This window comes from uncultured Aquimarina sp. (genome assembly GCF_947495315.1).
Classification (GTDB): Bacteria; Bacteroidota; Bacteroidia; order Flavobacteriales; family Flavobacteriaceae; genus Aquimarina.
Genome location: NZ_CANLYD010000001.1, coordinates 611722 through 630892 on the forward strand (window position 1 = coordinate 611722; position 19171 = coordinate 630892).

The 19171-nt window shown below is 32.2% G+C and carries 16 protein-coding genes; 10 read left to right on the plus strand and 6 right to left on the minus strand.

What is annotated here, in order from left to right:
- Positions 1 to 376 precede the first annotated feature (376 nt).
- From Q0910_RS02500 to Q0910_RS02510, 3 genes are all read left to right on the plus strand, one after another.
- Positions 377 to 5536: an immunoglobulin-like domain-containing protein gene (locus Q0910_RS02500; RefSeq protein ID WP_299212178.1), complete on the plus strand. Its 5160-nt coding sequence runs from the start codon at positions 377 to 379 to the stop codon at positions 5534 to 5536.
- Positions 5537 to 5711: 175 nt separating this feature from the next.
- Positions 5712 to 6311: a LysE family transporter gene (locus tag Q0910_RS02505; protein ID WP_299212181.1), complete on the plus strand. Its 600-nt coding sequence runs from the start codon at positions 5712 to 5714 to the stop codon at positions 6309 to 6311.
- Positions 6312 to 6368: 57 nt separating this feature from the next.
- Positions 6369 to 6869, plus strand: coding sequence for a DUF1761 domain-containing protein (locus Q0910_RS02510; protein WP_299212184.1), 501 nt, complete (start codon positions 6369 to 6371; stop codon positions 6867 to 6869).
- Between the two features lie 50 nt (positions 6870 to 6919).
- On the opposite strand, the gene Q0910_RS02515 is transcribed toward Q0910_RS02510, so the two are convergent.
- Together Q0910_RS02515 and Q0910_RS02520 are read right to left on the minus strand one after the other, a co-directional pair.
- Complete coding sequence (locus Q0910_RS02515) at positions 6920 to 7933, minus strand: metal-dependent hydrolase (protein ID WP_299212187.1); 1014 nt, start codon at positions 7931 to 7933, stop codon at positions 6920 to 6922.
- Positions 7934 to 7935: 2 nt separating this feature from the next.
- Positions 7936 to 9123 (minus strand): hypothetical protein, encoded by a 1188-nt coding sequence (locus Q0910_RS02520; RefSeq protein ID WP_299212190.1) that lies wholly within the window; start codon positions 9121 to 9123, stop codon positions 7936 to 7938.
- A 265-nt stretch (positions 9124 to 9388) separates the two neighbouring features.
- Between Q0910_RS02520 and Q0910_RS02525 the strand changes: the two genes are divergently transcribed.
- From Q0910_RS02525 to Q0910_RS02550, 6 genes are all read left to right on the plus strand, one after another.
- A complete protein-coding gene (locus Q0910_RS02525) occupies positions 9389 to 9817 on the plus strand; it encodes a response regulator (protein WP_299212193.1) in 429 nt (142 codons plus the stop codon).
- A gap of 42 nt (positions 9818 to 9859) precedes the next feature.
- Positions 9860 to 10261 (plus strand): response regulator, encoded by a 402-nt coding sequence (locus tag Q0910_RS02530; RefSeq protein WP_299212196.1) that lies wholly within the window; start codon positions 9860 to 9862, stop codon positions 10259 to 10261.
- A 188-nt stretch (positions 10262 to 10449) separates the two neighbouring features.
- Entirely contained in the window at positions 10450 to 10872 is a 423-nt protein-coding gene (locus tag Q0910_RS02535) for a response regulator (RefSeq protein WP_299212199.1), read from the plus strand.
- Complete coding sequence (locus Q0910_RS02540) at positions 10869 to 11279, plus strand: response regulator (RefSeq protein ID WP_299212202.1); 411 nt, start codon at positions 10869 to 10871, stop codon at positions 11277 to 11279. Before Q0910_RS02535 ends, Q0910_RS02540 begins: the two co-directional genes overlap by 4 nt.
- A 129-nt stretch (positions 11280 to 11408) precedes the next feature.
- The gene (locus Q0910_RS02545; RefSeq protein WP_299212205.1) at positions 11409 to 14120 is read left to right on the plus strand and encodes a TonB-dependent receptor; all 2712 of its coding nucleotides are present in this window, start codon (positions 11409 to 11411) and stop codon (positions 14118 to 14120) included.
- 65 nt (positions 14121 to 14185) lie between these two features.
- Complete coding sequence (locus Q0910_RS02550; RefSeq protein WP_299212208.1) at positions 14186 to 15955, plus strand: YfiR/HmsC family protein; 1770 nt, start codon at positions 14186 to 14188, stop codon at positions 15953 to 15955.
- Between the two features lie 68 nt (positions 15956 to 16023).
- On the opposite strand, the gene Q0910_RS02555 is transcribed toward Q0910_RS02550, so the two are convergent.
- A complete protein-coding gene (locus Q0910_RS02555) occupies positions 16024 to 16245 on the minus strand; it encodes a hypothetical protein (RefSeq protein WP_118457027.1) in 222 nt (73 codons plus the stop codon).
- Positions 16246 to 16784: 539 nt separating this feature from the next.
- Here Q0910_RS02555 and Q0910_RS02560 point away from each other — a divergent pair.
- Positions 16785 to 17303: a DinB family protein gene (locus Q0910_RS02560; protein ID WP_299212211.1), complete on the plus strand. Its 519-nt coding sequence runs from the start codon at positions 16785 to 16787 to the stop codon at positions 17301 to 17303.
- Positions 17304 to 17536: 233 nt separating this feature from the next.
- Here Q0910_RS02560 and Q0910_RS02565 read toward each other — a convergent pair whose 3' ends face one another.
- The 3 genes from Q0910_RS02565 to Q0910_RS02575 form a co-directional block, all read right to left on the minus strand.
- Complete coding sequence (locus tag Q0910_RS02565) at positions 17537 to 18112, minus strand: uracil-DNA glycosylase family protein (protein ID WP_299212214.1); 576 nt, start codon at positions 18110 to 18112, stop codon at positions 17537 to 17539.
- 148 nt (positions 18113 to 18260) lie between these two features.
- Positions 18261 to 18734, minus strand: coding sequence for a YHS domain-containing (seleno)protein (locus tag Q0910_RS02570; RefSeq protein ID WP_299212217.1), 474 nt, complete (start codon positions 18732 to 18734; stop codon positions 18261 to 18263).
- A gap of 16 nt (positions 18735 to 18750) precedes the next feature.
- Positions 18751 to 19101: a hypothetical protein gene (locus Q0910_RS02575; protein WP_299212220.1), complete on the minus strand. Its 351-nt coding sequence runs from the start codon at positions 19099 to 19101 to the stop codon at positions 18751 to 18753.
- Positions 19102 to 19171 lie beyond the last annotated feature (70 nt).

Below are 19171 nucleotides of genomic sequence, written 5' to 3' on the forward strand. Positions count from 1 at the left end.
TCTATGCATCTTGTAGCATCCAGAAATACAGGTATGTTAAAATAACAGTACTTGAAAAAATGTCTCCTAATTGTCTCCTGTCAACCCTTTTGGTTACCTGGCATATGAGTTAATATTGTAACATATTTTTCGTGGTACACTAAGTAACTGCTCTAAACTTGTAAATATGAAACAGTACTACAATTGTCCTTTTGTCAATAGTAATCTAGAGGTAAAAATCATGTCAATTACTCACAAGGTCATTGCTTAAATACTATAAAATAAGGCTGTCCCCCTATGTGTACCCTCACAAAAATTTGTTTCTGAGATGATAACTTTTACTATTGTATCAGATTCAACAACATTTGTATTTAAAAATTTTATAACCCTTAATCTTATGAAAAAAAACTACCTTTTAACTTTACTACTATTTTGTACAGGAATTGCGATAAGTAATGCCCAATACACTAGTATTTCCGATACTAATTTTGAAGCAGCTTTAGAAGCACTTGGTTACGATGATATTTCTGGTGATGGTCAAGTGCCTACAGCGAATATCGCTAGTATAACCGACTTAGATGTACGAAATAAGCAAATTACAGACCTATCTGGTATCGAAGATTTTATTGCATTAAAAGAATTGATGGTCAATCAAAATCTTATTTCTTCAGTAGATTTGAGCCAAAATACAGCGCTGGAGCTACTGTTTATTGGTGATAATGACTTAACTACCTTAGATCTTACTGCGAATACCAATCTGGATCACCTCAGTATTGATGATCTTAGTTTAGCAGCTGGAATTGATATTTCTACGAATACGAAACTTACTAGATTTTCCGCCGAAAACTGTAATATCAGCACCATCGATCTCTCTAACAATACAGCAATAGAAGATCTTGATTTGAGCAATAACGCATTAACTAGTTTAGATGTAACGAATGTAACCGCTTTAGAAACCTTGACAATAGAGGATAATCAACTGACCATCATTGATCTATCTAATAATACACTGCTTAAAACTTTTGCTTTTAGCAGAAATGACTTCTTAAGTCTTAATTTTTTAGGTCTTTCTAATTTAAAATTTATTAATGGTAGTGCTAACGAAAATTTAGCTACGATTAACCTTGGAGGAGTAACAGCATTAGAAACATTTCAGGTAAATAACGGTATATTAACATCGCTGGATGTTAGTGAAGCAGTAAACTTAAGTTTTCTAAGCGTTGCAGGACATCAGTTAGAAACTCTGAATTTAAGCAATAATATAGCTCTAAACACTATTCAGATTTTTAGTAATAACCTGACAAGTTTGGACTTACGTAATATTGATGTAACACAAATTACCTTTTTTGGAGCATCAAGTAATGATAACTTAGAATGTATATCTGTGAGCGATGTGGCTTTAGCAGAAGAAAACTTGAGCTCAGATTTTCGATACAGTATAGATTGTGCTGTATATACCTATATACCTGATGATAATTTTGAAGCCGCATTAGCTGCTTATGATGATATTCCGGGAGATAATAATGTACCTACAGCCGCTATTGAGGTATTAACCAGCTTGGATATTTCTAATCAGAATATAGTTGACATAAGCGGTATTGAAGATTTTATAGCATTAACATCATTAAATGCAAGTGCTAATGGTTTAGAAAAAGTTGATTTTTCTGATAACACAAGTTTGCAAACCATTAATTTAGAAGAAAATTCATTAAGAATATTAGATGTATCTAGCTTGGTAAATTTAACAGGCCTTGAGGTAGATAAAAATGCATTATTCGATCTCAATATACAGAATGGTGCGAATACAAATCTAACCTTTTTTGATGCTACCGAAAATACTGATCTTAGTTGTATATTGGTTGATAATGCAACATACGCTACAGCTAATTTTACGAACATTGATAATCAAACCTCATTTAGTGAAACGGATTGTACGGTGTATGTTTCGATTCCCGATGCTAATTTTGAAGCCGCTTTATCTGCATATGATGATACCAGTAACGATGGGCAAATACCCTTGGTTAATATCTATTTTGTTACAACGCTAAATGTGACTGGTGAAGGAATAACTGATCTTACAGGAATTGAAGCATTCGCATCATTAAAAGATTTGAATTGTGGTAGTAATGCATTAACTTCTATTGATGTATCGAATAATACAAAACTTGAAGTATTAAATGTCGAGAGCAATCAACTTACGGTTTTAGACCTTTCCAAAAATACACTTTTAAAGGATCTTGACTGCGATGATAATGGCTTTACTGCGCTGGATTTTTCTAGTAACGTGAATTTAGTAGTATTAAGTGCAGACGATAATTCGCAGTTAACAACGATCGATATTACAGGATGTACTCTATTAGAAGAGATGATTGTTGATGATTGTAATATCAGTACGTTGGATTTGAGTACCAACATAAATTTAAAAGAATTAGATCTGGATACTAACAATAACCTGTCCTCCTTAGATGTAAGTAATAATATCTTATTAGAAGAAATCGATCTGAATAATTGTCTATTTACCACGATAGATTTTAGTGCCAATACTCAATTAAAAGACGTAGACCTTTCAGAAAATCAAATAACAAATATAGATGTGTCTGCAAATACATTATTAGAAAATGTAGATCTAGATGGTAATCAGTTTACGGAGATTGATTTTACAGCTAATATAAATCTTGAAACAGTAGATATTGATGAAAACCCTTTGCTAACTAAGGTTACTTTTGGAAACTCTCCTAATCTGAGAGCCATTTACGCTGACGAAACCGCTTTAGAAACAATTGATGTTTCATCATTCGGGGATTTAGAAATCCTGGATTTAGGTCAAACCAACCTGACAACATTAGATATTTCTGCAAATACTAATTTACGAGACTTGAGGGTCGACAATGCTGCTTTGGTAAGTTTAGATTTAAGAAACGGTAACAATAACGGGTTTTACAGAATGGACGCAACTACAAATGCCGGTCTTAGTTGTATTATGGTAGATGATGCAACTGCCGCTGTTACCGACTTTACAGATATTGATGCAGGGGTGATTTTTAGTGAAACAACTTGCGGATATACATTAATTCCTGATGCAAATTTTGAAGTATCGCTGTCTGCCTATGATGATATTGCCAATGATGGGCAAGTACCCACAGCGAATATCGAAAGTGTTTCTATCCTTGATATATCTAATAGTAACATAGCTGACCTTACAGGTATTGAAGCTTTTGGAGGTCTAGAGAACCTAAATGCCGATTCTAATAGCTTATCGACGATTGATTTATCAAGCAATACGAATTTACAGATTTTAAGTGCTATGGAGAATGGCTTGACAACAGTCAATGTATCGGGTAATCCGGAATTAGAAAGAATTAATTTAAACGATAATAATATTTCAAATATTGATGTAACTAACAATATCTTTCTTGAAATACTGGAAATCAATGAGAATAACTTAACAGCTATAGATCTTTCGACCAATACTAATTTAGAGGAATTAGATGCCTATGATAACCAAATTTCAAGTATTGATTTATCAAATAACACTTTTCTGGAGGTAGCTAATCTTGAAGCCAACGATATGAATAGTATTAACATATCAGGGCTTGCTGACTTAGACGCTTTGTTTTTAGAAGAAAATAACTTATCCAGTATCGATCTTAGTGATAATATTTCTTTAACAACACTTATCTTAAACGATAATATAGCCTTATCGACAATTAATCTTACAAATAATGTAGATATTCAGGTAGTTAGTTGTAATAATTGTAATGGGCTTTCATCTATCAACTTAGGAACTAGCACTGATCTTGAAAGTGTTAGTTTAAATAATACAGCCCTTACCAGTATTGATGTAAGTGCATTAGTGGATTTAATAGAACTTAGCGTTAGAGAAACAGATATAACCTTCTTAGATCTGTCCAATAATTCTATTTTGGTAGATATATATGCTAACGATTGTAAATTGAGAGGAATTAACCTCAGAAGTGGAGGGAATACAAGTATCGATGAATTAGTAATTACCGGTAATCCAGATTTGTATTGTGTACAGGTGGATGATGCTACCTACAGTGCTGCTAATTGGACCAATATTGATGCACAAACATCGTTTAATGATGTGAGCTGTGATTATACGCCACCGGTCATAATGCTGATCGGAGACAATCCACAAACGATAGAATTAGGAGCTGGTTATATAGAACTAGGAGCTACTGTAGATGATGGAATAACAAATATTGTTATCTACAGTTCAGATTTTGTAGATGCAGTAGGGAGTTATACAATTAAGTATAATGCTACCGATGCTTCGGGTAATGTTGCTACCCAAGTAACCAGAACAATACATGTAGTAGATACCACTGCTCCAGTAATTACCTTAACAGGAGACAATCCACAAACAATCGAATTAGGAGCTGGATATACAGAATTAGGAGCTACTGTTGATGATGGAATCACAAATGTTATTATTGACAGTTCAGATTTTGTAGATGCAGTAGGAAATTATACAATTAGGTATAATGCTTCTGATGCTTCTGGTAATGTTGCTACAGAAGTAACCAGAACAATACATGTAGTAGACACCACTGCACCAGTGATTAGTTTAGTAGGAGATAATCCACAAACGATAGAATTAGGAGCTGGTTATACAGAATTAGGAGCAAATGTAGATGATGGAATCACAAATATTGTTGTCGATAGTTCAGATTTTATAGATGCCGTAGGAAATTATGCAATTAGGTATAATGCTACGGATGCTTCTGGCAATGTTGCTACAGAAGTAACCAGAGCAGTAGATGTAGTAGATACTACTAATCCGACATTGGTTTGTCAAAACATAATCGTACAGCTTGATGATACAGGTAATGTTACGATAACGGCAGATCAGGTTGATAATGGTACAACAGATCTTTCTGGGATCGTGTCCTTAAGTTTAGATATCTCGACATTTGATTGTGCTACTATTGGAGATCATACAGTAGTATTAACTGCAATTGATGCGAATGGAAATGAAAATAGTTGTACTGCAACTGTAACCGTAGAAGATTCGATAGCTCCAGTATTTAACACAACTACATTACCTTCTGATATCGAAGTTACTTTTGATACAGGCGATATGTATACGCTGACAGATTTTACAGTGGGAGTAGAAGTTATTGATAATTGTGATACGAACAGATCTGTTTTGACTTCTACGATTACTCAAAATCCAGTAGCTGGTACTTTATTGGGTGCAGGAGATCATATTATTACTCTTATTGCTACTGATGCTAATTCGAATGAAGAAAGTGTAACATTTACCATCACTGTAAGTAATGTTTTAAGTGTTGAAGAAAATGAGCAAGATCGTTTTACACTATATCCAAACCCAGCGAAACAACAATTTCAGGTTTCTGGAATCTCAGGAGAAGCGGAGCTATCTATTTATGATGTTAACGGACGTAGTTTACTTATAGAAAAGGTAGATGCTGGTCAATCTATATCTATTCAGGAGTTACCAAATGGGGTATATTTTGTAAAAATCACTATAGGAAATACCTATAAGACGATTAGATTAATGAAAAATGAATAGATAGAATCCTTTATTTTTTGCAGGAAGTTTAGTTCTACGAAGTTAAGGGGTCGTAGATGAGATTGCAAGATAAATCCACTCAGTTTACTGGGTGGTTTGTCATTATCAAGAAGAGGTTATAAAACAACATTGATTATATTTATATTTACAAAGCCATAATTATTATTCATTGTAAATGTCATTTATAGAAGGCTTTGGTATCGGATTAGCCATGATTATATTCGTTGGCCCGGTATTTTTTTTATTACTTAACAGTAGTTTCCAATACGGAATAAAAGCTGGAGTATCTGTCGCTTTTGGTATCATAGTTAGTGATATTATCTGTGTTGTATTATGTTATTATGGACTTTCTTCTTTTATGACAGCAACACAAAATCAATTCTGGATTGGTATTATTGGAAGCTGTATTCTCTTTGTATTGGGAATTAATTACCTATTTAAAAAAGCAATAATTACCAAGGATTTATCTGTAGTTTCTAAAAAATGGAGCACATTTTTTATAAAAGGCTTTAGCGTAAATTTTTTTAATCCGTTCGTGTTTGTTGTTTGGATTGGAGTGTTTAAATATGGACAACAAAAATATGAGAATACTACATCGATTTTAGTGTTTTTGATTGCGGTTTTAGTAGGTGTTTTAACTACAGATTTGTTAAAGGTATTTCTTTCAGAAAAACTTAAAAAATTCATCTCAGAGTATAGACTAAGCGTTTTTTTTAAAGTTACTGGAGTAGTATTATTAATCTTCTCTTTTCGTCTGGCATATTTAGTTTGGTAGCATCGGATGAAATTGATTTTCGTTATATTTGAGAAACAACTTTAAATACTAACTAATATGGAATTCAATTTTTTAATTGTTGCAGCGGCAGCATTGATCCCTATGGTATTGGGGTTTATCTGGTATAATCCAAAAGTTTTTGGAACCGCCTGGATGAATGCATGTGGATTTACTGCAGAAGATTTAAAAGGAGGTAATATGGCAATAATATTTATTGTTTCATTTATTCTCAGCCTTATGTTAGCTTCTTCTCTTCCTACTATGGTGATACATCAAAATGGTTTTTTTCAAACTTTGATGAATGAACCGAACTTAGCAAAGGAAGGTACCGAGGTCTATCAGTATACTCAGGATTTTATGAATAAGTACGGAACCAACTTTAGAACATTTAAGCATGGTGCTTTACATGGAGCTATGGCTGGAATATTTTTTGTTTTACCTGTATTGGGAACCAATGCTTTATTCGAAAGAAAAGGAGCTAAATATATATTAGTAAATGTTGGTTATTGGATTGTATGTCTAGCATTAATGGGAGGCGTAATTTGCGAATTCACCTAATATATTTTGCTAATCATAAAAAAAAGGGTTCGATATTTTGAACCCTTTTTTTATGATTTATCTCCAAGTACTCTTGCGAAAAGTTTTTTAAGCATTGGAGTAGCATCCTCAATAACACGCTCTCTTTCTTTTGCTTTTAATTCACCATTAGTATCGTAATACAGCTCATAGCTGAATACAAAACGGCTAGCATCTGCGCCCATTCCTAATTGACCAAACCTAAGATCATTAAAATAGGTTTTATCATTGTCTTTTTCGATAGTATACCACCCTTCAGTTAATTTGATGAGACGCGGAATTAACGGGTCATCTTTTAGATCTCCCAATAAATGGTGGTTTTTAGGAAACTCAGCAAAGTCTATGATATCTGGTTCATCGAGAAATGAATAATAGCCGATAAGAAATGAGTCTTTGGTCTCTATATTGGCAGTCCACAAAATGCTATTAAGTGGAGTAGGACGAGTTTGTATCTCATTGTATTGTACGTGTTGATTCTCTAGATTGATCGTAAAATTAGATTCTGCAGATCGTTGAAGAAAAAGGGTGATTAGTAGGTAGGTACAGCTACAATATAATCCGAGATTATTAAATTTTCGTCTTTTCGGGTGTGTTCTCTTGTAAAACATTGTAATAATAAGAAAGATCAAAAAAGGAACTGTATACAATGGATCCACTACAAAAATGTTATTGAAAGCTACTTTGTAGTCTAGAGGCCAGAATAATTGCGTTCCCCAAGTTGTAAATGCATCCAGAATTGGGTGCGTAAACAGTCCAAGAAACATCAATTTCGTCCAATCTTTCCAATCAGCTTCTTTATTTCTATATAATTTAGCAATCAACCATCCGAAGATAGGGGCCATAATAATGCTAAACAATATAGAATGAGAAAATCCTCTATGCAATTCATTAGAAGTAACATTGTCAAAAAACAATTTAGCCATGACATCTAGATCTGGAATTGTTCCCGCAATGGCTCCCCAAAGCATTGCTTTATTGCCAACTTTTTTTCCTATGGCAGCTTCGCCCACAGCAGCACCAAGTACGATCTGGGTTAATGAATCCATAATTAACTTAATTGAAGTTTAAACGGATTTCGTACTTCGTATTCACTAGGAGAAATAAACTCGACCAAAGGCTTTAGAAGTTTATTGGAGATAGAGTTACCGTGACGAACATAAAGTTTCATTTCCACAGGTTTAGCACCAACACAACTTTTAATAATCTCTGCAGTTCTGCCCAATCTTAATTCATTAACGTTTTTATCAATAGCCAGATCAACATAGTCATATAGCATTCTTTGATAAATATCATGTGATTTGTTATATGTATAATTGATCCCAATATGATTTGCTTCTACAACATTGTTTAGAATAAAAGAAGTGGTGAAGCCGACTAGTTTATCATCTAGGAAATATGCCTTGAAAATAAATGAATCATGAAGTGTTCTTTTAAGGTTTCTAAAAGTGATGGCGTCTAATTTTCCAATTTTGAAATCAGCATTGTCTAACACTGATAGGTACAACTTGTTAATAGCAGATTTATAGGTATCTATATCTTCAGCAGTGAAATCTTTGACTATTAAATCAGAAGATTTTTTGAAAACTTTTTTAGCTCTGGTTCTAAACTTGGTCTTCATACTACTTAAATAATCTTCAAAATCATTCCAGTTAGAGTCTACTTGCAACACCATATTCACGTCAATTCTAAATTCTCTGAATTTCTGATCTTTAATATAATCACTTTGATCAAAAGACGTTGGCCAGAATTCTTTCAGTAAAATAAAAGAGGGTTTATCAGACCTTTCAGTTTTTCTGATTTCTCGTAATGCATCAGATAAATTTTCAAAAGCTTCCTTTGCACTAATCTTATCAGAATAAAGAAAACCGTGTTCTCCACAAGAAAATAGGTTCCCACAGACTAATACTCTAACATCCATACTTTTCATGAAAGTATTTTTGATAGCATCACTTATTCTGCAGGGAAATTCCTGAAATTTCAGATCTTCTGTGTTAAATGTAATAAGCTGAGTTACGGCAATACTTACTGGTTCATTTTGATCATAAAATATAATATATCTAAACCCAATAGTTTCTGATAAAGTATGCTCTAGCGTATTAAGATAATCCAATGTAAGAAAAAGATTATTTTCATTATTTATACGATTCCAGTCATTAGATGGAATATCATTAGTACTTTTAAATATTGAATAATGTAATGTGGTGGCTTTGCACCTATTTTTTATTTTGTCAAGCATAAATCCCTTACAAATGTTATTGACAAATAACTGTCCGAATTGATTCAAAAGTACATTTATTTTTAATAGCAGTCTGTTAAACGATTCTCAATTTTGATAAGAGGTTTTTTTAATGCTTTATTTCCGTAATTTAGATACGGTAAAACATTTATTGTTGTTTTGTCGTTTAAATTAGGTTTTTGAACGAAAAGTGTTCCGGAAAGTCTGGTTTTATAATGTATATGTCAAATAAGTTTAGTTCTTTTGAATGTAATTGGAAAATTTTATGGGGAAATCGGTCACTTGTGTTCTGCTAATCGACGATGATAAGGCTACAAATTTCTTTAATGAACGAGTAGTCACCAGACACAATAGTTTTGATAATATAAATACAGTACAGAGTGGGAAAGCTGCACTGGAATATCTGACTAATGTAAAAAACCAAACCGCAATGAAGCCAGATCTTATTTTTCTGGATATCAATATGCCAGCCATGAATGGATGGGAGTTTTTGATAGAGTTTGCTAAATTGGATAAAAGCACCACAGAAGGAATTAAAGTAATTTTATTGTCTACGTCTTCTAACCCTGATGACGTTAATGAATCAATAAAAAATCATTCTGTAGATGATTTTATAAATAAACCGTTATCACTAGATTTGTTAGATAACGTTATTGAAAAACATTTTTCAAAAAGTACTGTTAGTAATTTGTGAGATTACTGTAGTGCACTGGTTTAATAACGTATATTTTTTAAAATGGCTAGGTTAAAACGTTTTCTTCTCGTCGATGATAGTAATTCGACCAATTTTTTCAATAAAACCATTATCCAAAAAACAGACTGTGTAGAAGAAGTGATTATAGCTACTAATGGTAGTAATGCTATGCAATATCTACAGTCTGATACAATTCCTGAAATAATATTTTTAGATCTAAATATGCCTGTGATGAATGGTTGGGAATTTCTAGAACAACATAATCAACTATCAGCTACTAATAAAAACTCAAAAATCATAGTAATGATAGGTGCTAAATTAAGTGAAGAAGAAGAAAAGACTCTAAAATCTTTTCCTCAAGTAATCGAATTTAGAGAAAAGATGCTAACCAAGGAAATTGTTTTGGAAATTGTATCTAAATATTTCGACAAACCTTTAAACTAGAAATTAATCAACTCATTTTGTTTAACTTTTATACTTAAAATAGGTGTGAAAACTTACTTCATTATAAATAAAATACACTTTATCGGTCTTTTTTGCGTTTAAGCGTAAAGTGAGTGACTAAAATTATAATTGCTATTACTTTTTTATTGCGATGTGTTTTTTTTGGTGTATACCAACGAGAATATATTATGAATAATTTAGTTAACTGCGTTTTATTAATAGATGACGATAGACCTACCAACTTTTACAATAGTATGGTTTTATCAAAACATAACAGTTTTGCCAACATACAAGTAAAACAGAGCGGAGAAGCCGCTTTAAAATATTTAGTAAACGTTGAAAAAGGAATTGAATTAAAACCAAATTTGATTTTTTTGGATCTTAATATGCCAGCTATGAATGGTTGGGAATTTTTAATAGAATATTCGAAGTTAAATCATACAGTTATTAAAAACATTAAAGTAATAATATTAACTACTTCTTCTGATGTTAAAGACATAGAAAACTCTAAAGCTAATTCTTTAGTGAATGACCTTATTAGTAAACCATTATCATTCCCATTGTTAAATAATGTAATAGAAAAACATTTTTTTAAAACCCCTTTTATATGAAAACAATAACAAGAATACTTTTGGTTGATGATAGTGAAGCCACTTTATTTTTTAATAAAACAATACTTTCAAAAACAGGCTATGCTGATGAAATATTAGTGGCTAAAAACGGTTTAGAGGCTCTAGAAATTATTAAATCCGGAGTTGTACCTGAAATCATTTTTTTAGATATCAATATGCCTGTAATGAATGGTTGGGAGTTTTTATCTGAATTTCAGAAACTAGAAAACACATTTAAAAAAACAAACATTTTTTTAATGCTTGGTTCGGTATTACCAGAAGAAGATAGAGTAGTGGCAAATTCAATTCCAGAGATTAAAGGTTTTAAAGGAAAAATGCTTTCTAGAGTTGTAATGGATACTATAGTGATGGAATGTTTTAGTGAAGAATTAACTTTACTGGAATAAGTCCAGTTCTTCGATTTATTTACAAAATACCTCTTTTAAGAAAATTTTTGATTTTTTATTATTTATCTTGCTAAGATAATTCAAGCACACACGCATTTTTAATAGGAAATAAATTTAAAATTACCCCTTATGGTTAGATTGGAGTTTACATCCTGTATCGCCTATGTATTATTTTTTTGTTTTTGTCAAATAGTTTCATCTCAATCAAGAGCTGTAATTTCAGGTAATGTTTCTGATCAATTTGGTAGCTTGCCAGGTGCAAGAGTTAGTATAGAAGGGACTGACCAAAAGACTACCACAGATGTAAATGGAAATTATATCTTTAATGTAGATGAAGGAGAGTATATAATTACAGCTGGATTTGTGATGTATAATTCGGTTTCCAAGACAACACTGGTTAAGGTAGGTGAAACTGCTCAGGTGGATTTTATACTGGAAACAGGATTCTCTATGGATCAACCAATTTCCATTGGTTCCAGAGCAAAACCTAGATCTCTTCTTAAAACAACTGCTCCTGTAGATATTATTTCTCCACAAGAGATTACGAACTCTTCGCAAATTGAATTAAGTCATATTTTACATTACTTGGTCCCCTCATTTCATTCTACCCATCAGACCATTTCGGACGGTACAGATCATATAGATCCAGCTACACTTAGAGGATTAGGACCTGATCAAGTATTAGTTTTAGTCAACGGAAAAAGAAGACATAATAGTTCTTTACTTAATGTAAATGGAACAGTTGGTAGAGGTACTGTTGGTACGGATTTTAATGCCATACCTATTGCTTCTATAGAACGTATCGAGATATTGCGAGATGGTGCAACTTCACAATACGGATCTGACGCTATTGCAGGAGTAATAAATATTATTCTAAAAAAACAAACAGAAGTTATCAGTATCGATAATAGAGTAGGTATTACTACAGAAGGTGATGGATTTACTACATATTCTGCTGCTAATTTTGGACTAAAAATAGGAAAAGAAGGGTATATAAATGTAACTGCAGAATATAGAGATAGAGAATCAGTAAATAGAGCAGGAGACTATACGGGCACGGTCTATACAGATGATTTGGCAGAAGATGAACAATTGATTGAGGAGAATAATTTTTTTAATCAGACAGGATATTCCGGACGTAGAGTTATGGAAATCGGAAGCGCTGAAACGCAAAATCTAACGTTAGCCTTTAATGGTGAAATCAAAATGTCGGATAGCGCAACGTTTTATCTTCAAGGAGGAAGAAATTATAGAGAAGGTATGGCCGCTGGTTTTTATCGTTTTCCAAAAAACCAGGATAGAGTTGTACCGGAATTATTTCCTAATGGTTTCTCTCCTCAAATATTAACTGATATTCAGGATGATGTGGTTGCAGGTGGAATTAAGGGAGTTAAGAATGGATGGAATGTAGATTTTAGCCATTCTATAGGTATTAACAGCTTAGATTATACAGTTAATAACTCTAATAATGCTTCATTAGGCATAGCTTCTCCCAGAACCTTTTATGCAGGTGGTTTTGAATACCAACAAAATACAACCAATCTAGATATTTCTAAAAATTTTGATTGGCTTAATGGTGTAAACATTGCGTTTGGAGCCGAACTTAGAGTAGAAAATTACCAGATTATAGCTGGTGAAGAGGCTTCATATATTGATGGTGGTAGTACCTATATTAATGAATTAGGTAATGAACTTCCTAGAGAAGCCGGAGTACAGGTTTTTCCTGGTTTTCAGCCAGAAAATGAGTTAAATCGTTTTAGAACCAATAGCTCAGCGTATTTAGATATAGAAACTAATGTATCAGAAAAATTATTAGTAAAGGCTGCCGGAAGATATGAGGCGTATAATGATTTTGGTGGTCAGGCTATTTGGAAGCTGTCGAGTAGGTATAGAATTAATGATAATATTAGTGTTAGAGCAGGTTTTTCTACAGGTTTTAGGGCACCATCACTTCATCAGGTGTTCTTTCAGAATATAAGTACGCAATTTATTAACGGAGAAAGTATCCAGGTAGGTACTTTTAATAATGAAAGTGCTGTAGCTACAGAAGCTTTTCAGATAGACAAACTGAAACCTGAATTATCAAAGCATTTTAGTGCAGGAGTAAGTGGGAAACTAAATGAAAATTTTACATTTACATTTGATTATTATTCAATTAATATAGATGACAGAATTGTACTTTCTGGTAGGTTTGCCGAAGGATACGAAACGATTTTAGAACCTTTTGGAGTGGGAGCAGCGCAGTTTTTTACAAACGCCATTGATTCCAGAACATCAGGAGCTGATATAGGGCTAGTTTATAAAACCACTATTGGTACAGGAAAATTGGACGCCACATTAGGAGCTAATATTACAAACACTAAGGTAAAAGGACAGATTAAAGTTTCTCCTTCTCTTGTAGGACAGGAAGACGTATTGTTTAATAGAGAAGAGATTGCTCGAGTAGAATCCGCCCAGCCTAATTACAAGATAAATTCTTTAGTATCTTATGAGTTTGATAAATTTCGATTACAGATGGTAAATACACTATTTGGAGAAGTACAATTTATTCATCCAGATGATGGAGATCAGGCTAATTGGGTATTGAATGAATTTACAGGAACAATTGAATCTCGTGATCAAACCTTTTCTCCTAAGTTAACAACGGATTTGGCCATTTCGTATCAGGTTAATGATTATGTAAAATGTACTTTAGGAGGAAATAATATTTTTAATGTATTTCCTGATAAGCATACACATTCCGCAAATACCAGTAACGGTAATTTTGTCTATAGTAGAAGGGTTCAGCAATTCGGAGTTAATGGAGCTAATTATTATCTTCGATTATTGTTACGATTATGATAAATCACTGTTATAAATCTTTACACAAACTATGTTGTAAGTCGTATATTTCAATTACGTTGCTTATGTTTTCTGCTTTGTTTATTTCAGGAAATGTTTGGGGACAAGATACTAGTACCGAAGAGGTAAAAAGAGTACAGCGGGCAATATTTATTTATAACTTTGCCCAACAAGTTGGATGGCCTAATATAGACCAGACGGATACTTTTAAAATTGGAGTTTTGGGTCCAGATCGTACAATTATAGATCTGAAATCAATGGCTCAAAAACGTAATATTTTTGGGAAACCTGTAGAAATTATTCGTTTTCAGTTTGTAAAAAATATCAAGGATATACAATTACTATATGTCAACAATAAATATAATTATGATATTAATTATATTCTAAGTAAAATTTCAGAAAAAAATATTCTACTAGTAACCGAAGATTATAACTATAATGTCTCTATGGTCAATATGGTTAATGTTGGGAATTCATTCGAATATGAAATCAATGAAGATAGAATTATTAATGAAGATTTTGTGATAGCACCTTCATTAAAGCAATATGCAATAACTTCTTCCCAAAAATGGATAGACTTATTTAAATCCACAGAAAATTCCTTAGAAAAGGCGTTGGACGAAAATGAAGAACAAAAAGCGGCTATTAAAGATAGGGAGGAACGAATTAAGCAGCAGGAAGAAAGGATACTTAGTCAGGAAAAAGCTATAGATACTATAAAAGAGAGTATTAGTGAGAGAAATAAATGGATAGAGGAGTTATCAAGCGAAAGTAAAATACAGGAAAAGAAATATGAAGAAAAACTGCTGATAGAAAAAGAATTAGAAAAAAACATCCAGCAACAGCTAACATTTATTAGAATCCAACAAGAAAAGATTAAAGTTAGTTCAGAAGAAATAAAAAAGCAACAGGAATTCTTAAATCAGCAAAATGATCAAATCAAACAGCAGGAAACAATACTAACGGAGCAACGTTCAGAAATTGAGGATCAGAAAACAATTAATTGGTCCTTGATAGCTTTGATATTGTTAGTATTGACCGTTGGATTCTTTATTTATAGAAATTATCTAAATAAAAAGAGACTTAGTTCAGAATTAAAGGAAAAAAATAAGGAAATACAGGAGCAATCATTAATATTAGAATCTAAAAACAAAGAGTTAGAACAGTTTGCATATATAGCGAGCCATGATTTGCAAGAACCATTAAATACGATATCTAGTTTTATAGGATTGATAACAGAAGATTATGGAGACAGTTTTGATGAGGTAGGAAAAGAAAGCCTTGACTTTATTAAAGATGCTAGTATACGGATGAAGAAGCTTATTGATTCATTGTTAGAATACTCCAGACTAGGAAGAACTAAAGATTTTTCTGATGTAGATATGAATAAAATCTTGGGAGAATTAAAAGGAGATTTTAAAAATGTACTGGAGAGAACAAACGCAAAAATACACGCTAATAATCTGCCTACTGTAACAGGTAATCCAATCGAGTTACGATTATTATTACAAAACCTGGTGAGCAACGGAATTAAATTTACCAATGAAAATACGATCCCCGAAATTTATATTGATGCGGTTCAGAAAAGAAGTACAGATGACGAATCTAAAAAGTATTGGGAGTTCTCTATAAAGGATAACGGAATAGGAATCCCTGAAATTCATAAAAACAGAATATTTGATATTTTCCAAAGACTGCATTCCAGAGAGAAATATCAGGGTACAGGAATCGGTTTAGCACACTGTAAGAAAATTGTGGAATCACACAGTGGCGAAATCTGGTTAGAATCAGAAGAAGGAAAAGGAACAACCTTTTACTTTACGATTCCTGAATAAAAAGAAACTAATGTGTTTTTGATGCTTAATAAATAAACAGCGTTTTGTCTATTTATTAATAAACTTTTTTAAACCTCAGGTCTACCCTTAAGTCTCTTTTCAATTTTTTGTTTTTTAGCAGTAATGATCTTCATCATTTCCATGATTTCAGGATCCTTATTTTGTTTGTAGATTTCATTAAGACTCAAAACGAGGTCTTTAGCTTCTCTAGATGCTTCAACTCTATCACTAGTGGACATATTGCTCATACTTCTACTCTCAAACTCCCGTGCTTTCTCCATTAATTCCATAACTCAATATTTATTATAAACGTAAAAATGTTCAATTAAAACTGTCAATACTTTAAATTAAGATTAAACTATTTAATAGTTATCTAAACACTTTTGCGGTAAATATAAAAAAAAAATTAACATTTAACTCCGCTTATCTATGACATAAGTTGATAGAAACATAAATGTTAGTTATACTGGTTTTAAGCAAATAGAATTTTTCTCACTAAATGTTGTGATTACATCAGTTTTTTAACGAATTAAATGCATTATTTTTTAATCTGTTAATCTTTTTTCCGAAAAAGAAATCCAATAGGAATTACTAAGAAAATAAAAAAATACCAACCAGTAACTAAACCAATGACGGTAATTATTAATGCTATTAAAATAATTGCTAATTGTGTTTTACTAAATCTTGACATCTCTAAATTAAAATACACTATGCATAAACCGGGTTAAACATAAAAAATTAATTTAACTGGAATCTACGTTATCTAGAAACTGGACTACAATTCAATTCATAAGAAGTAATAATATTGTGTACACTAAATATATAAGAAATGAAAATTACTGATTTGGATACTAAAGAATATGACCAATATTATGGGCGATATATTAATAAGTTGTCTACAGAAATAGAACTTATAGGCGGTTTTAGAGAAGGTATGAAAGACGTTGTTCAATTTTTTGAAGCTATTCCTCAAGATAAGCAAGAATATCGTTATGATACAGGAAAATGGAGTTTAAAAGAAGTTCTCCAGCATCTTATTGATACCGAAAGAATATTTATGTACCGATGTTTTCGGATTGCCAGAAATGATAAAACTTCTTTAGCTGGATTTGATCAAAATATCTATATAGAACCTTCTGGTGCAAATCATAAATCAATGGATTCTTTGATAAGCGAATTTAAAATAGTTCGACAAAGCTCTATTTCATTTCTTGATAGTATAACTGACGATCATTTAAAGCTTGTTGGTAATGCAAATGGTGGTGATATGTCCGCAAGAGCAGCTGCATTTACTATAATAGGTCATGAGATCTGGCATATGGATATTATAAACGAAAGATATTTATAAAAAGAGTATGTATACCCGTTGTGTATTTATAATTTATTTTTTACTAAAATCCGTCACTTCGAGTGCTTCGACCCTAGGAGAAGTGTATCGAGAATAGGATTGTTGGTAAAAAAGCTATTCTCGATACATTTTGTCTCCTGTCATCTCGAGCGAAGTCAAGAGGTCATTATGTCAAAACACTACCATTGACGCTTTTATAGCCTTTCTCTTAAATGCAAAACGGGTTAAGTTTATCATTCATTAATAATGGAACTAACACTATCCTGCAATTGTGGAATGACCTCTTTTTTGAACCATTCATTTTTTGCTTGCCAAATATTATTTCTAGGGGATGGATGCGGTAAAACAAAATGATCTGGTAAATATTCTTTATAATGTTTTACGGTATCTGTTAGAGTACGTTTTAAGCGATCTCCTAGATAATATTTCTGAGCATACGTACCAATTAATAAGATAAGTTCCACATCTTTTATCTTATCCAATAATTTTTGATGCCATTGTGGAGCGCATTCTTTTGTTGGAGGTAGATCTCCAGATTTTCCTTTTCCTGGATAACAAAATCCCATAGGGATTAAAGCAATTATTTCGGGATTATGAAAAATGTTGTTGTCAATTCCCATCCACGCCCTTAAATTTTCACCGCTTTTATCATCCCATGGAATTCCGGATTTATGGACAATGCTTCCTGGCGCTTGTCCAATGATAACTATTTTACTATTAACATGTGCGGAAACTATTGGTCGTGGGCCTAATTCTAATTTTGCCGTACAGATATCACATTTGGAAATCGAGGTCAATAATTCTTTCATATAATTCAGGAAAATTTAGAAGATTAAATTATGAAATAATATAATTTCAGTAACATGTATTTATTTTTATTTAAAATAACACCTTAACGAATCGTCAAGGTGTTGAAAAAAGCTAAAGTTTAATTATGAACCCTTAATCTATCAAATTTTAATTATAAGTAGTTCCTAATTTCTGCCAGTTGCTATTCGCCTTAGAAACTAATGTATTGTGGTTGTTTTCTGCTAACCATAATTGTTGCGCATCTAACTCAATATTGTATAGGAAAAGAAAGTACTTTCCATCTTTTACTACAAATTTGTTAGGGTCAGGTCTAAATTTCGCACCTGCATATACTCCAAAAGCACAGAAACCACCGTATTGAGGCATATACTTTTTCGGCTTCTTATCGAATGCAGCTTTTTGCTCTTTGGAGGTAAAATAATATATTACTTTTTTATATTCTGATTTATAATCTTTAGTACCTCTTTGTGCAATGCCCAAATCCAGATAAGATACAGGGCTGTATCCTTGTAATGCAATGTTACTATTATCTATGTTATTCGCTTTTTTATCCTGCGCAGAAATTGCTGTAGTAAATAGTAATGCAACTAATGCAATTTTTATTTTTTTTAAAGTTCTCATTGTATATTATTTATTTTTAAGCGTTAAAATATTCTTCTTGTACAACCTTACCTTCATTATTCCAAACTCGTCTGATGATTTCATGCCAATAGATTTTACTATTATCGGCCATATCAAAATCAAAAGTAAATTCTGATGCAGAAACATTACCATCCACTATGGTATGGTGAAGCGTAATATTATTCACTTTTTTTATAGAGTTGGCAAAACCTTCCATTTTCTCTACCATTTGCACTTTATTATTGGTAGTGATATTGTTGTAATCTGAAGTAGTAGCCTTTTGCGCAAAAAATTGCTTTACGGCATCCACGATTGCTCCTTTGGCAACGATGCTATCCATTTCTGTAGCTAATGCTTTAATATCCATTGTTATATTATTTAAAGATTAATAAATATTGTTTGTAATTACACTACAAATTTCTGGATATGTCAGGAAA

Bases quoted from the DNA above. Each gene is read 5' to 3' on its own strand.
- Q0910_RS02570 (WP_299212217.1), bottom strand. From the start codon at position 18,734: ATGAGAACTTTAAAAAAAATAAAAATTGCATTAGTTGCATTACTATTT.
- Q0910_RS02550 (WP_299212208.1), top strand. From the start codon at position 14,186: ATGTTTTCTGCTTTGTTTATTTCAGGAAATGTTTGGGGACAAGATACT.
- Q0910_RS02540 (WP_299212202.1), top strand. From the start codon at position 10,869: ATGAAAACAATAACAAGAATACTTTTGGTTGATGATAGTGAAGCCACT.
- Q0910_RS02530 (WP_299212196.1), top strand. From the start codon at position 9,860: ATGGCTAGGTTAAAACGTTTTCTTCTCGTCGATGATAGTAATTCGACC.
- Q0910_RS02515 (WP_299212187.1), bottom strand. From the start codon at position 7,933: ATGGATTCATTAACCCAGATCGTACTTGGTGCTGCTGTGGGCGAAGCT.
- Q0910_RS02500 (WP_299212178.1), top strand. From the start codon at position 377: ATGAAAAAAAACTACCTTTTAACTTTACTACTATTTTGTACAGGAATT.
- Q0910_RS02520 (WP_299212190.1), bottom strand. From the start codon at position 9,123: ATGCTTGACAAAATAAAAAATAGGTGCAAAGCCACCACATTACATTAT.
- Q0910_RS02545 (WP_299212205.1), top strand. From the start codon at position 11,409: ATGGTTAGATTGGAGTTTACATCCTGTATCGCCTATGTATTATTTTTT.
- Q0910_RS02510 (WP_299212184.1), top strand. From the start codon at position 6,369: ATGGAATTCAATTTTTTAATTGTTGCAGCGGCAGCATTGATCCCTATG.
- Q0910_RS02505 (WP_299212181.1), top strand. From the start codon at position 5,712: ATGTCATTTATAGAAGGCTTTGGTATCGGATTAGCCATGATTATATTC.
- Q0910_RS02555 (WP_118457027.1), bottom strand. From the start codon at position 16,245: ATGGAATTAATGGAGAAAGCACGGGAGTTTGAGAGTAGAAGTATGAGC.
- Q0910_RS02565 (WP_299212214.1), bottom strand. From the start codon at position 18,112: ATGAAAGAATTATTGACCTCGATTTCCAAATGTGATATCTGTACGGCA.
- Q0910_RS02575 (WP_299212220.1), bottom strand. From the start codon at position 19,101: ATGGATATTAAAGCATTAGCTACAGAAATGGATAGCATCGTTGCCAAA.
- Q0910_RS02525 (WP_299212193.1), top strand. From the start codon at position 9,389: ATGGGGAAATCGGTCACTTGTGTTCTGCTAATCGACGATGATAAGGCT.
- Q0910_RS02560 (WP_299212211.1), top strand. From the start codon at position 16,785: ATGAAAATTACTGATTTGGATACTAAAGAATATGACCAATATTATGGG.
- Q0910_RS02535 (WP_299212199.1), top strand. From the start codon at position 10,450: ATGAATAATTTAGTTAACTGCGTTTTATTAATAGATGACGATAGACCT.